Origin of the sequence: Candidatus Velamenicoccus archaeovorus (assembly GCF_004102945.1) — a bacterium.
Classification (GTDB): domain Bacteria; phylum Omnitrophota; class Gorgyraeia; order Velamenicoccales; family Velamenicoccaceae; genus Velamenicoccus; species Velamenicoccus archaeovorus.
This window is the reverse complement of sequence record NZ_CP019384.1, coordinates 921,825-935,124: the sequence shown is the minus strand read 5'-3', so window position 1 is coordinate 935,124 and position 13,300 is coordinate 921,825. Positions and strand designations below refer to the sequence as shown.

The 13,300-nt window shown below is 52.3% G+C and carries 16 protein-coding genes; 13 read left to right on the top strand and 3 right to left on the bottom strand.

Going from position 1 to position 13,300, the window contains the following annotated elements:
• Nucleotides 1-40: 40 nt before the first annotated feature.
• From malQ to BU251_RS04115, 11 genes are all read left to right on the top strand, one after another.
• Nucleotides 41-1,870, top strand: coding sequence for a 4-alpha-glucanotransferase (gene malQ / locus BU251_RS04160; protein ID WP_128699637.1), 1,830 nt, complete (start codon nucleotides 41-43; stop codon nucleotides 1,868-1,870).
• Between the two features lie 122 nt (nucleotides 1,871-1,992).
• Nucleotides 1,993-2,475 carry a hypothetical protein gene (locus BU251_RS04155; protein WP_128699636.1) on the top strand — a complete coding sequence of 161 codons (483 nt, stop codon included), beginning with the start codon at nucleotides 1,993-1,995 and terminating at the stop codon, nucleotides 2,473-2,475.
• A 28-nt stretch (nucleotides 2,476-2,503) separates the two neighbouring features.
• Nucleotides 2,504-2,944: a hypothetical protein gene (locus BU251_RS04150; RefSeq protein WP_128699635.1), complete on the top strand. Its 441-nt coding sequence runs from the start codon at nucleotides 2,504-2,506 to the stop codon at nucleotides 2,942-2,944.
• Between the two features lie 66 nt (nucleotides 2,945-3,010).
• Nucleotides 3,011-3,421: a hypothetical protein gene (locus BU251_RS04145; RefSeq protein ID WP_128699634.1), complete on the top strand. Its 411-nt coding sequence runs from the start codon at nucleotides 3,011-3,013 to the stop codon at nucleotides 3,419-3,421.
• Nucleotides 3,390-3,614, top strand: a complete 225-nt coding sequence (locus BU251_RS09420) for a hypothetical protein (protein WP_164908862.1) — start codon at nucleotides 3,390-3,392, stop codon at nucleotides 3,612-3,614. Before BU251_RS04145 ends, BU251_RS09420 begins: the two co-directional genes overlap by 32 nt.
• Nucleotides 3,615-3,625: 11 nt before the next feature.
• Nucleotides 3,626-4,516 carry a radical SAM protein gene (locus tag BU251_RS04140; RefSeq protein WP_164908861.1) on the top strand — a complete coding sequence of 297 codons (891 nt, stop codon included), beginning with the start codon at nucleotides 3,626-3,628 and terminating at the stop codon, nucleotides 4,514-4,516.
• 11 nt (nucleotides 4,517-4,527) lie between these two features.
• Nucleotides 4,528-4,869: a DUF5674 family protein gene (locus BU251_RS04135; protein ID WP_128699632.1), complete on the top strand. Its 342-nt coding sequence runs from the start codon at nucleotides 4,528-4,530 to the stop codon at nucleotides 4,867-4,869.
• The gene (locus BU251_RS04130; protein WP_128699631.1) at nucleotides 4,866-5,198 is read left to right on the top strand and encodes a hypothetical protein; all 333 of its coding nucleotides are present in this window, start codon (nucleotides 4,866-4,868) and stop codon (nucleotides 5,196-5,198) included. Before BU251_RS04135 ends, BU251_RS04130 begins: the two co-directional genes overlap by 4 nt.
• A 265-nt stretch (nucleotides 5,199-5,463) precedes the next feature.
• Complete coding sequence (gene hxsB, locus BU251_RS04125; RefSeq protein ID WP_164908860.1) at nucleotides 5,464-6,867, top strand: His-Xaa-Ser system radical SAM maturase HxsB; 1,404 nt, start codon at nucleotides 5,464-5,466, stop codon at nucleotides 6,865-6,867.
• A gap of 154 nt (nucleotides 6,868-7,021) precedes the next feature.
• Nucleotides 7,022-7,294, top strand: a complete 273-nt coding sequence (locus tag BU251_RS04120; protein ID WP_128699629.1) for a hypothetical protein — start codon at nucleotides 7,022-7,024, stop codon at nucleotides 7,292-7,294.
• A 4-nt stretch (nucleotides 7,295-7,298) separates the two neighbouring features.
• Nucleotides 7,299-8,072 (top strand): hypothetical protein, encoded by a 774-nt coding sequence (locus BU251_RS04115; protein WP_128699628.1) that lies wholly within the window; start codon nucleotides 7,299-7,301, stop codon nucleotides 8,070-8,072.
• Here BU251_RS04115 and BU251_RS04110 read toward each other — a convergent pair.
• From BU251_RS04110 to BU251_RS04100, 3 genes are read right to left on the bottom strand one after another with little or no spacing between them, the layout of a single operon-like run.
• A complete protein-coding gene (locus BU251_RS04110) occupies nucleotides 8,066-8,797 on the bottom strand; it encodes a DUF2334 domain-containing protein (RefSeq protein WP_164908859.1) in 732 nt (243 codons plus the stop codon). The genes BU251_RS04115 and BU251_RS04110 overlap by 7 nt on opposite strands.
• A complete protein-coding gene (locus BU251_RS04105; protein WP_164908858.1) occupies nucleotides 8,790-10,064 on the bottom strand; it encodes a radical SAM protein in 1,275 nt (424 codons plus the stop codon). The genes BU251_RS04110 and BU251_RS04105 overlap by 8 nt, the downstream gene beginning before the upstream one ends.
• Nucleotides 10,065-10,066: 2 nt before the next feature.
• Nucleotides 10,067-10,966, bottom strand: coding sequence for an A24 family peptidase (locus tag BU251_RS04100; protein ID WP_128699625.1), 900 nt, complete (start codon nucleotides 10,964-10,966; stop codon nucleotides 10,067-10,069).
• A 98-nt stretch (nucleotides 10,967-11,064) separates the two neighbouring features.
• Between BU251_RS04100 and BU251_RS04095 the strand changes: the two genes are divergently transcribed.
• Together BU251_RS04095 and BU251_RS04090 are read left to right on the top strand one after the other, a co-directional pair.
• The gene (locus tag BU251_RS04095; RefSeq protein ID WP_128699624.1) at nucleotides 11,065-12,183 is read left to right on the top strand and encodes a DegT/DnrJ/EryC1/StrS family aminotransferase; all 1,119 of its coding nucleotides are present in this window, start codon (nucleotides 11,065-11,067) and stop codon (nucleotides 12,181-12,183) included.
• Nucleotides 12,180-13,268 carry a glycosyltransferase gene (locus BU251_RS04090; RefSeq protein WP_128699623.1) on the top strand — a complete coding sequence of 363 codons (1,089 nt, stop codon included), beginning with the start codon at nucleotides 12,180-12,182 and terminating at the stop codon, nucleotides 13,266-13,268. The genes BU251_RS04095 and BU251_RS04090 overlap by 4 nt, the downstream gene beginning before the upstream one ends.
• Nucleotides 13,269-13,300: the final 32 nt, after the last annotated feature.

Sequence of the window (13,300 nt, the reverse complement as noted above, 5' to 3'; positions counted from 1 at the left end):
CGTCCCTCTTTATTGAAAACAGGATAGACCGTCCCAACCAATGACGTCGTTTCCTAACTACACATATCTGTTGTCAACGATCACCGCCGACCAATGGAAACGCATCGGTATCCACCGGCGGGCAGGCGTTGTCGTTCCGTTATTCTCTGTTTATAGCGCCAAAAGCACAGGGATAGGCGAGCTTCCCGACATCCATCTCCTCGTTGACTGGTGCAAGGCCTGCGGCATGAGCATCATCCAGCTTTTGCCCATGAACGACACAGGTTTCGACTTCAGGCCCTACGATGCCCAGAGCATGTTCGCGCTCGACCCGCTTTATCTGCGTCTGGAAAAACTCAAAGGCGCCGATATCAAGCCTTTCCTGCCGCGTCTTCTCGAAATCAAGGATAAATTCCCTGCCGGCCGTCCGAGGGTCGACTACCAGATTAAAAAAGCCAAGCTCGATCTCCTCTGGGATATCTTCTCATCTATATCTCCTGAGGGGGCGGACGGCTTCGGCTCCTTCTTGAAGGACAACGCCTTCTGGATCGAGGATTACGCGCTCTTCAAGGTCATTAAAGAAAGGAACGGGGGCATGGGTTGGGAAGGATGGCCGGAGGATTTAAAGAACCGCGGGAAAACGGCCCTGCAGGCATTCCGCGAGGCCTACAGGCAAAACATCCTGTTCCATCAATGGCTGCAATGGCAGCTCTTCGAGCAATTCAGGGACGCCAGGAGTTACGCCCAAAAAAACAATGTGCTCCTCATGGGAGACATTCCTTTTCTCGTATCAAGAGACTCAGCCGATGTCTGGTCGCACCAAGACTGTTTCAAACTGGACCTTTCGTCGGGAGCGCCACCGGATCTCCTGTATTCCAAAGGGCAGCGTTGGGGTATGCCGCCGTTCAACTGGGACCGCATCGCGCATCATCGTTACGATTACGTCATCGAAAAACTGAAATATGCCCAGAACTTTTACGACCTCTACCGGATCGACCACGTCGTGGGGATCTTCCGTGTGTGGACCATTCCCTTGTCGGAACCTCCGGAAAACGGCGGCCTCAACGGCGCCTTCGATCCTGCCGACGAGAACACATGGGAAAAACACGGCAAAGACCTCCTGACCCTGATGGTCAAGCACTCCAGCATGCTGGCCTGCGCCGAAGACCTGGGGACTGTGCCGAATTGTTGTTTCAAGGTCCTCAACGAGATGGGCATTCCCGGCATCGACGTGCAGCGCTGGATGCGCGAGTGGGGCAAGAGCTATGCGTTCAAATCCCCCGAAGACTACCGCAAATGCGCCCTGGCGACGATCGCGACGCACGACATGAGCAACCTTTGCGCCTGGTGGGATTTTGAATGCGGGACGGTCGACGAAGCGTTATTCCGCAGAAATTGCGAAAAAAAGAATATCGCTTTCGACCGCATCAAAGAAACACTTTTCGACACGGCGGCGTCGCGCCATGGACGCCTGCGATGGAAACAAGAGATCGATACCGAGGAAAAACTTCTCGGCGTCCTTGAAACGACACCCTCCGAAGCATGGGCCCTCCTGGATATGTACCGGGGATCATTCAAGGAAAAACGGCAGTTCCTTCAATTCCTGGACCTGGAAAAAGAAAACCCGGACAGCTGTTCCACGACCTTCATCAAAAATGCCCTGACAAAAATCCAGGAAAGCGCCTGTATCTTCGGCATCCAATTGATCCAGGACTACCTGGATCTCGACCAGCTCTATGAAGTCGATCCTTGGGAGAACCGCATCAATTTCCCAGGGACGCTCTCTGAAAAAAACTGGACCCTGGTTTTGCCTCTTTCCCTGGATGACATCCTGGCTTTACCCATCAATTCCGTGCTCAAATCCATCAACGAAGCGTGCGGCCGCAGATAAAATCGCAGATATCTTAAACGCAGAACTTCTATCGAACGGCTTTCTCGTAAACTTTTCGGAAAAAATAGGTTAGAAACAAACAAATAATTGCATTTTGTCTTTTTTGATTATATAATTTTAGTATGAGCAAAAAGAAATTGTTTTTCATCGTGGTGGCGGCCTTTTTGGCCGCATGGAATATCCTGGCCCAGGCGCAACAGGACCAGGTGACAATCACGACATATTTTCCATCGCCAAACGGTGTTTTCTCCTACATACGCATGAGCCGTGGCGTCGCCAGCTCGACGCTTGGATATGCCGGCGGCGACGGTTCGTTCGCGTGGGGAGGCGCCAACTCCATGGGGCGGCTGCAAGGCGACCAGGGTTCGTCGATCGAAATCGGCAGAAGCAGTGCTGCACAGCCTTATGTCCGCTTTAACAAAGGCGCCGTGACCACAAGGGTCCAACTCTATAACGACAACAGGCTTTATATTTATGTCTGGAACAACTTTTCCATTTTTAATCTGGACAGGAGTTTATGGAAAGATATCCACTTGCAGAAAATCTATTATTTCTGGGGCTGGCAGAACGGAACCATTGAAAAAGCAAACCTTCAATACCTGTAGTTCGTGGCAACCGGAGGTTGATAAATATATGAAGACGATATTCCTCGCGATAGGCTCGGTCTTGGTTTTATTCACCCTCTCCCAGGCAGCGCTGGCCCAGGAACAGGTCAGGATCACGACATATTATCCTTCACCCTTCGGTGTCTATTCGGACCTGCGCGCCAGCAGGATGGCCGTTGGCAATTCCAGGGCCTTCGGCAACGCCGGGGAACTGACATGGGGAGGGAGCACTTCATACGGCGCCCTCACCAGCGACCAAGGGGCTTCGATCGAGCTGGGAGGCAGCAGCAGCGGTTATACGCCTTACATCGATTTCCACAACGATTCCGGCGATTACGACTCGCGCATCATGCTCGCCAGCGATAACGTCCTGGGAATATACGTCCGCGACCGCGTCGAGATCCGCAACACAAACAACCCAAACAATTATGCGGATATCGCTGTCAAGGACATTTATCTTTGCACATAAAATATTTCATGTCCCGCAAAACTCTTTCGTTCCCCTCGACAACACCCAACCATCAAAGGAGAAGAAATGCCAGAAAAACACATCAAGATCGCGGCTGACCACGCCGAGATCATCCTGAATGCCAAGATATATGCCAAAGAAACGATCTTTGCGGCCGGGTATGTCTTCCTGGACAAGGCTTATATCCTGCTGGACCAGTCAGCGGACAAATTCTTCGTCTATCTGTACCCCCAGAATGAGTCGGCCGATCTGAAAAAACTGGCCATGGAATTTTATAATGAGCTGTTGAATTACGCGCATTACTTCACGCGCGTCAAGGCCAACGCCGATGCCATCAAATCGCTCATGCAGAGGGCCCTGTTCTCAACAGCCCCATCGCTCGTCCAGGAGGCCGAGGAAAAAGAAATCGAAGACCTGATCAAAGAGCTCGAGGAGGAAGAAAAGAATGTTTCCGTTGCAAAAAAAGGGAAAAAATAGTTTCGTTCTCAAGTTCCATAAAGACCTTTACAAACAAGAACCCCTTGACCGCCTCCTCAAAGAGGACAAGGGATGGGTCAAAGAGTTGAAAACCAAAGATAAAAGCTATCGTCACTGCGAATTGAAAAACGCTCAGTTGAAAGACGTCCTTGAATGGGCAAACTACCTGTTTTACCTCAACAAGACTTCGTAGATGAAGTTCCTGTGATCCGCCGGGTCGACCTCAAGGTAGGGTACAAATGTTCCAACGACTGCCTGTTCTGTGTCGTTGCGGACAAGAGGCCTTTCGGCGAGAAGACAACCGGCCAGATCAAGCGCGAGCTCGTCGAATCCTTCCGCGAAGGAAAAACCGATGTGGTCCTGACAGGAGGAGAAGTCAGCATAAGGCCGGACATCGAAGAAATTGTCGCCTTTGCCAAAGCGACAGGTTTCACCGAAATCCAGATACAGACCAACGGCCGGAAATTCGCGGACGAGAATTTCTGCAAACAGATGATACGCGCGGGGATGACGACGTTCGCGCCTGCGCTCCACGGCCCGACGGCGGCCATCCACGACGGCCTCACGCGTTCTCCGGGAAGCTGGCGTCAGACCGTTCTGGGGATCCACAACATGTGCCGCCTGGGGATCAAAACGCTCACCAACACGGTCGTGACAAAACAGAATTACCGTTTTTTGCCCGAACTGGCAGAACTGCTGGTCAAGCTAGGCGTCATCCAGTTCCAGTTCGCTTTTGTCCATATCCAAGGCAACGCCATGATTTACTACAAAAAAATCGTCCCGAAAGCCGGCGCGGCGGCGCCGTTCATCAAGAAGGGACTTGAGATCGGCCTGCGGGCTGGACGGCGCGTCATGGTGGAGGCCGTGCCGTTTTGTCTCCTGGCGCCTTATGAACGCTGCGCTTCCGAATTTTTTATTCCACCGGCTCAATGCAAGGAAATCCACCAAACGGTCGACAATTTCGATATCGTCCGTAAATTCCAGGCCAAAACGAAATTCCCGACGTGCGCGCCGTGCCGCTGGTTTAATCAATGCGAAGGCCCGTGGATCGAATATCCCCGGCTCTTCGGATCCAGGGAATTTCGACCCGTTTAGGAACAGCTCGAATGAAAATCATCTCCGAAAAATTAACCTTAGATGAATTGAAAGGCATGGCAGTCCGCAGGTTCGGAAACCTCGTCAAAGCCGTCGTCGATGTCGACAAGGAACTTCTTGCCGTCGATGCCGAGCTTCATTCCGACCTGGAAGCGATGCTTTTGGATGCGGGGTCAAAACAGAATAGCCTCTGGGGAATCAATCTTTATCCCGACATTCCAGGAGACGACCATATAGAATTTGATTCCATGATCAACATGCGTCCTTCTCAAAACAATAGAAGCCTCGGGGTTGAGGATGAAGGCATGCGCAAAAAAATCATCGCCGTCGTCAGAAAAAGGGTCCAACAATGAACCTGCATCACAAAGAACTTGCGCAGGGGCGATGGGGCCGCCTGCCGTTTTTGGAACAAATGGCCCATATCGGAAGCGAGGTGGAGAGGGCCTTGAGCTGGAAAAAAAAACAAAATCCGGCCTACAGCCAAATGGCATTCGAACGGTCTCTTGAGCTGATCGACTTGACTCTGGACAATGTCTCCGGCAAGGCCCGCCTCAAAGAGCTGGCGCGTTTGCGCGAGGCGATCGTGGATTTCTTTGCCGGTTCCAATCAATTCCGGTCCACAGAGAATGCCTGGAGAAGATATTTTTCTCCGTTCACCTTTGCCGCGCGGCGCCATCTCTAATATGGTGTCTGCGGTCTATTTTCGATTTTCTATTGTTCTTGCGAAATGTGAAGCTCCGCCGGCAGGATCCGGCGGCTTCTATTTTCTTTGTGCACAGCGAGATCCTGCACCGTCCTGAATCGACTGCGAAATGTTCTTCATGGAGCGCTCAGTCTGGTTCAGGGCTGATACAGGATAAAGAAGCGTTAGAGACACTAAACTAGAAACAAGAAAGAGAAACAAAAAGGATCTCATGCCGCCCAAAGCGGAATCATCAAGGAGTGAAATGAAAAAAACGGAAAAAAACACCTGGGCTATCCTGCCTTACAACATCGAACGCATCAAAAACCATTATCTTGTCAGCAATCTCTTCGGTTCCTGGGACATGCTGGATCGCAAGGAATTTGTTCGGCTCGAAAGCAATGACCTAGGGGAACAAACAGGCCTCTTCAAGCGGCTGCTCAAAGCAGGCATCATCGCAGACGAAAACTCCATAAAAAGCCTGATAGAAACGTACAGACGCCTCCACAGCCATCTCTTCAATGACACATCCCTGCACATCGCGGTCGTCACGACACGCTGCAACATGAATTGCCTCTATTGTCAGACAAAAAACAACGCGCCGCAGGATATGACGATCGAAGTCGCCTCAAGGGTCCTGAAATATGTTTTCGACACCCAGAATCCTTATGCCAATATCGAATTCCAGGGGGGCGAACCGCTCCTCAACTGGGACATCATCAAATTCATCACCGAGAACGCCCAACGCATCAATACGGGCAACAAGCACCTCGCCATCAGCCTGGTGACCAACGGCACCCTCCTGGACGACAAAAAAATCTCCTATCTCGCCAAACACAATGTCGGCATCTGTTTCTCTTTCGACGGTCCGGCCTCCGTGCATAACCATAACCGGGTCATCGGATCCGGCAAGGACGCCTATGATATCGTCAAGGACGCCGTCGCAAGGACGAAAAAGATCTACAAACAACACGGCCTGCCGCACAGCGTCAATCTTTTATGCACGATCACGCGCCGCAGTCTGCAGGAACCCGAAAAGATCATCGACGAATACATCTCGCTGGGGAGCGAAAGGATCGCGCTGCGCCCTTTGTCAAGGCTCGGCCTTGCCAAAGATCAATGGGACGCGATCGGATATACGGCCGAAGAATTCCTCGCCTTCTGGACGCAGGCGATGGATCATATCCTGGAATTAAACAAGAAAGGCCTCAAGATCCAGGAACGCCTCTGCGCCGTCATCCTGTCGAAGATCTTCAAAAAGGAAAATCCGGGCTACGTCGACATGATGAGCCCCTGCGGGGCGGGCAGGGCCGTCCTGGCGTATATGCCGAACGGCGACATCTATCCTTGTGACGAGGCGCGCATGGTCGGCGAGAGCATGTTCCGGCTCGGCAATATCCTCAAGGACGATTACCAGACGGTGATGAAGAGCAACAATGTCTTCTGCCTCTGCGAGGCTTCCCTGATGGATCTGTGGGACTACAATACGGCTTTCCTGCCGTGGCTGGGAACATGCCCAGTCCTGAATTACGCGCAAAACAACAGTCTCGTGCCCAAGATCAAGGCATCGGGACTTCATAAAATTTTTACTTTCCAAATCAGATATATTTTTGATAGAATACTGGAAGATGCCAGGAACAAAGAAGTCTTTCTTTCCTGGCTGGCATAGCGGAGGATTCGTGAACCGGTTAGCGGGTGAGCGAGTAAACCGGCTAACCGGCCATACCGGCCCACAGGGCAACCCGTATACAGACATACCGGCCAACAGGTTACCCGGCAAACAGGCTTAACATCTTTTTGGCGGCATTAATTAAGGAGAGCGCATGGGGCCCAAAAAAAAGAGAAAAATCGAAAAAACCCTGCATGAATTTATCAAAGATGAATCCGGTTTTGTTTCCAAGGAAAAAATCCTCAAGATCGGATTGGGGACGATTTCTGCCCTCGGCATCCTGAGCGCTTTCTCCGCCAACCTGATTGCCGGACACACCAACCACAGCTCGCATGCCAACAATCTCGGGATCACGCCATACTCGACGCGTTGCGTCAAGATCGACCACGTCAGCCATTATTCACATTCAAGCCATGGTTCATATTAAGCCTATGAAAAAATTTACCCTTATCCTTTTGTCGCTGACACTGACCGGACTGGTCTTCGGTTTCGCACGAACGGGAGAAACGACCACGCCAGAAGAGCATCTTTCCCAGAGGGCCGTCCCTATCACGCCCGAGCAAGAAAAAGAAATCGAAGCGATCAAGGAAGGCATCAGGAAGAGCTATGATTTTCAATACATCGTGACATTCACGGCGGCGCGCGAAGGCAATCCGGACATGTGCAAAGAATTAAACGAGGGCGGCGAAACCTGCGAAGAATTGGCAAAGGCCCTGATCGTCATCAAAAATGAAGCCGAGGGAAATTGCAACGATGTCAAAAAAGAATACGCCAGGAACATTTGCAATGCCTATAAGACGAACACCTGCCAATCCCTGAAGGAAGCGGCCCATCGGGACATCTGCACGGCATTTTTAACGGATAACCTTCCCCTCGCCAGCCAAGCCCTTGATATCATTGCCGGCAGGCCCCTTGACAGGAACGAATACTACATGCAGATGGGCGTCTTTTTCGGCTATAAATACTATCGCAGCAAACTGGCCTGCGAGAAATTCAGCAAGGGGATCAAAGGCAAGGGCGAGACGGTGTGCGATGTCTTTTTTGATACGCGCAGGCCATCGGAGATCGCCGAACAATACCTAAACGATTTCGCCTATTTCTATGCCGCCAAAAACCACAATTCTCCCGATCTCTGCGAATACATCCAGGATCCAAAGACCAAAACAAAGTGCCTGGACAAAAAAGTCAAGACCCTCTATCAATAACCCCTCGCGTCGCCCTGCCGCCGCATCCTTGAAAAGGTCGTCAAGCGGCAAACCCCTTCATTCTGGAGCTTCTTGAGCGCCGACAAGAAAGTGAAGGTGTCTTGGCGCAAGCGTACGTTCCCCAGCTTTTCGTGATGACTCAACACGCCCACCACCCGACCAGGGCCTTTCATGCGCTTCCAAAGGATATTCATGAACCCGCGCAAGTCAAATGCCTGATCCCCTGCGGGGATAGAAATATCTACGGGAAGGGACAGGACGCGCCCTTGAGGAAAAATCTCTTTTTTGCGGGCGGAAAACATCCCAAAGTCGCACTCTTCCACTATCCGCAATGTCGCCTTGTCGTATCCGTGAAAAGGAGGGACGAAGGCGTCCACAAAGTCGTCCCTAAAAGCTTCTATCATTTTCGACCGCCCCTCAAGAATATCGCGTCTCTGAACAAGATAAGAACGGGAAGGGCCGAATTCATATTTCCCCCTCCCCAGGACCGTCTCATTTTTCAAGCGATGGTCTGCATGACGCCATCCATGCTGGACGATATCGAGCATCTTCGGTTTTTCTTTCTTCCTCTTCCTCAAAAAACGCACAAGGCCCGGCTGCATCTTTGCCGGGATGACGGCATACACGACCGGGATATCATGGTCAAAGCAATAATCAAAAAAAGCGCGGAAAGAGCGGGAGAGACGCCAGACATCGTCATCGCGGACAAAAATGAATTTATTCATGAGACATCCACGGATCTTCGGACCAGATACTGCCTCTGCCGTGCCGGGCCCACAATCGGCTGCCGCCCCTGCACCAATAAACATAGGCGCATTCCCGGCACCTCGGAGACAGATAAGAAAGAGAGCGGAGGGGCGTTAATGCGGAATGACGCCAGGCTTTCAACATATCGGTGCCAAGATCCGTATCGAGGGCATAACTTGGCTTGAAATGCCCTCCGGCATCCATAACAAGACGGCTGTGGCCGTCGTCCCAAAATCCTCCGGTCAATAAGTGACAACTCGCCGCAAGGTCATCCGCCATGCAAAAGGGGACGGGGTTTGCGAACTTGATCGACATATCCCCCCTATAAACACTTAAACGCGCCAGCAGCCTCCTGAAATCATCTCTCGAAACCATGCCCCTCTTTTGAGAAAAGGAGGTGGGCAGAGGCCTGTAGAGCTCCCACCGGCCGACCCCCAAGGATTGCAAAAGACTGAGGTAATCCGGCAGACGTTCAATTAATGTCTGCGTCACGATCGTTCCTGCGCGCAGAGGAAGGTTGCGGCGCGTCAACATGCGAATATGACGCAATTTATCCGCAAAAAATCTTCCGCCGCCTGTCAAATATTCCTCAGTAGCCCCATCGCACCCCTGACACGACACCAGGATATCGTCGAGATGGCATGCCAGGAACTCCGCATCCTCTTGGTTGATCAATGTTGCATTGGTATTCAAAAGCACCTCTAGTCCCATCTTTTTCGCCGTCAGCACAGCCGGCCGGAGGCCGGGATACAACAACGGTTCTCCGCCCGTGAAGCGGACCTGCGGGACCCCTGCCCGCTTCATCGCCTTCATAACGGCGATGACCCGCTCAAGCGCAAGCCGTCTTGAACCCGTAGCATGGAAACACGTCCGGCAACGCAGATTACAACGATCCGTGAGTTCAAAAGCCACCTCCCGCGGCGCATCCTTTTGTGCGGCAGGAACGACACGGCGCTTAGGTCCGAGGCAAGACAGGTGGAAACGGCAGCTCCGGCAACGGCGATCGCGGACTGCATCGCCCGCAGACGACGGAATATGATCCCAGGCATCCGGCATCAGGCAATAGGGCATTTCCCGCACCACGATAAAATACCTGCGCTCAAAGCCGTTAAGCAGCAGATAAGCCAGGGAACGCACCCTGAAAGGATCGGCTCGACCGACGCAAACCTCTATGAGGCGCCCCTCCTTGCGGACCCGTGCACCGGTCAACGTCATTTTTTTCAGCAAAACCGCCAGGACCGGCATGGTCATCTCCAGATATAGTTCATGAGTTTCATGACTCCCTTTAAGAAATGTGTCTGGGTCAGCATGACACCGAGGAACATGTGGGGGGCCAGGATGATCGAATCATCATTCGTCTTTTTCTTCTCAACTTCATCTGCCTGGAAAAAAATGTCCAGAAGGCCAAAAAAGAAAGTCACCAGGATGATCTTTCTGAAGCTGAGCAAAAGGGACGAGAGGACCTCCAGCGGATGAGGAAACAGCCAAAAGCGGATCCCGATACCGCATAATACAACCACAGAAAATAACGCGTAAGACTTGAAAAAACGCAAAATGGAATGCAATCCGGAATAAAGCAGATAGGTCAACAGGATAAAAATGAGAGGCGAGGCATGGGCGCCAAAAAAACCCAAGAGATAGGGGACGACCCAGCTGATGCTCAAAAGGAGCGAAAATGAAATCATCAGCCGCTTCAATGTCTTCAGGGAAAACAACCGCTGGAGGCATTGGGGAAAAGAACGGATCACGTCCTTCAGCGACAAAAGGATAACGGCACCGCAGGCGATCATGATCGTATTGGCAAAGATGACAAAAGCAGAAAACGGCAGGACAGCCCTGTCGGCGGGAAAGGGGACCATCAATGAATAGACAATGAAGAGTTTTGCGTCACCGGCCCCCCAGCAATCGGTAAAATAGAGGATCAGCCCGAAGCTTGCCGCAATGCAGAAGTTTCCGATAAAGAGAACGGGATCTATCTGAACCCCATGGTATACAATAAGATACCCATAAAGGGCCGTTGCGGCAAACAAGGTAAAAACAAGATCCCAGTTCTTGACGATCCCTTTCCTGAGGTCCGAATAACTCGTCCGGACCCCCAGGATCACAAGCAGCGGGACAAAGGAAAGCGTTACGGTTGCAATATCCATTCAATTCTGTTATATATGATAGACAAGCGTGCCAGGAAATCAAATCTCCAACGCATATTATTTTATAAGAATCGAACCTCAACGTCTATCGTTTTCCCATGCCCATCCGGTATGACAGCATGCGCATCGACAGGCTGCTGATCAAATCTTATCAAGAGAGGATCGAGGCCGATCTCAAGAGGATCAACGGCCTCAACGACATCGAAGGCCTCCTCGGAGAGTGGGAAAAGGAATTTGCGCGCTATATCGGCACACGCCGTGCCCTCGCCCTGAATTCGGGAACCGACGCCCTCCAGCTGGCTCTCCAACACTATGGCCTCAAGACAGGCGACGAGGTCATCGTCCCGAACGTGACGTATCCTGCCGTTCCCCTGGCCGTCATCTATGCAGGGGGCTTGCCCGTCCCGGCGGATTGCCGCACGGCAGACTACCAGATGGATGCGGACGCGGTCCGCGGCTTGGTGACCAAGCGCACCAAAGGCATCATTGCCGTGCACATGTTCGGCCGCCCCGCCCCCATAGACAGCATCCTTGCCATCGCAAAAAAACATAAGCTGTTTGTCGTCGAAGACGTCTGCCAGGCGGAAAGCTCCGAATACAAACACAAAAAATTAGGTTCTTTCGGCGACATCTCATGCTTCTCTTTCTCGTACTACAAACCCCTGTCCTCATGCGGAGGCGGAGGAGGCATGCTGTGTTTTAACGACCCGGCCTGCGAAAAAATCGTAGAAATGACAAAAATATGGAAAGACGACGCCTCGCTTCTGAAGGCCGGCCAGAGATACTCCCGCATGTACCTCTGGGACCTGATGGCCGTCAGGACAAAATTCCGCTTTCTCAAGGAAATCATCAAATCGCGGCTCAAGATCAAGGCATTTTACGAAAAAGAGCTGGGCGGCATGAAAAACATCTCTTTCCCGCGCGACGACGCGCGCACCCTGACCATCCCCCAGGTTTTCGTCATGGCCGCGCGCGAACGCGATGCCCTCGGCCAACATCTCAAAAAACGAGGCATCGACTGGCAAAACCCCTACACGCCGCTGCACCGCATGAAAACATTCTCGTCCTTCTGCCGAACGCAGATGCCGAACAGCGATGCCTACAGCGGGGAGGCGCTTCATCTGCCCCTATTCTCTTTCATGAAGGAAAAGGAGGCTGCGTTCGTCGTCGAGGCCATCCGTGAATTTTTCCACGTCCAAAAGACCAGGCCTTCATGAAAAAGCTCTGCGTCTTCTTCCATAACACGGACTCTCTGGGACATGCGCATATCGTTTACACGCTGACCAAAGCGGTGGCATCCCTGAAGAAAACCGATATCATCGCCATCGAGACGGGAACAAAAAAAACGCATCTTTTTCCCATCAGGCGCTTCGCCGACCACCTTTTCCTGCCGCAACAAAAAAGCGGCATCCATTGGAGCCGCGCCCTGTTCAGGGCGCTCAAACATATCCGCCCCGATGTCTTCTTGACGGAACATTATCCTTTTTTCCGCCACCCGGAACACCAGGTTCTCCTGCCCATCCTCAAACAACTGCGTTCCTCAAAAACAACGATCATCTCCAGCACCGTCCATCTCGATTGGACAAACTCCCTGAACCTGTTTTTGCCTCATCACTACGACCTTGTTCTTTATCACTGGCCGCAAGCGCAGATGAATTCGTATGAATCTTACCTGCCCGCTGACGAAAGAAAACTCCTGAAGGCCGTCCTGCGGCAATGCCGGCACAAGCTTGCCGCAACGGGCTTCGTGCATGACGATACGGACTTTAAGGAATGCCGCCAAGGCGCCGGTCCGGGCCTACGTGTTGTCGTGAGCCGGGGAGGACTGCAGGACCATCCGGGCCTCATCCGCAGTTGTCTGCGCGTGGCGTTGAAACGGCCCGACTGGCATTTCGCGATATCGGCGGGGACGGCGGCGCCGCAAGCCCTGAAAAGGAAAGGAGACCGGCAGACCGCCTTGGAATATTTTTCCTGGAAATATCCCGAATTCGAACAATGCCTCAAGGGTGCCGATGTAAGTGTCAACCTCGCCGGTTATAACACCATGGTCCGGCTCCTGCGCTACCGCATACCGTCGCTTATCCTGCCCGCCGCAACGGCCGAGCAACGCTGGAACGCCCGGTTCCTGGCACAATACGCCACGGCAAGAATCTTGTCCGCAAAAGATATCTCGCCGGAAAAACTGGAACGCTCCATCGCAGGGCTCGCGGACAGACGCGGACACCCAAAAACGAGGACCGTTCCTGAAAACTGGTTCCGGGGAGCGGCCCGTTCGGCAGAACTGATCCTGGAACACCTTTGAATATCTTTAATCCCTTGGCCGGAATTCCCTGC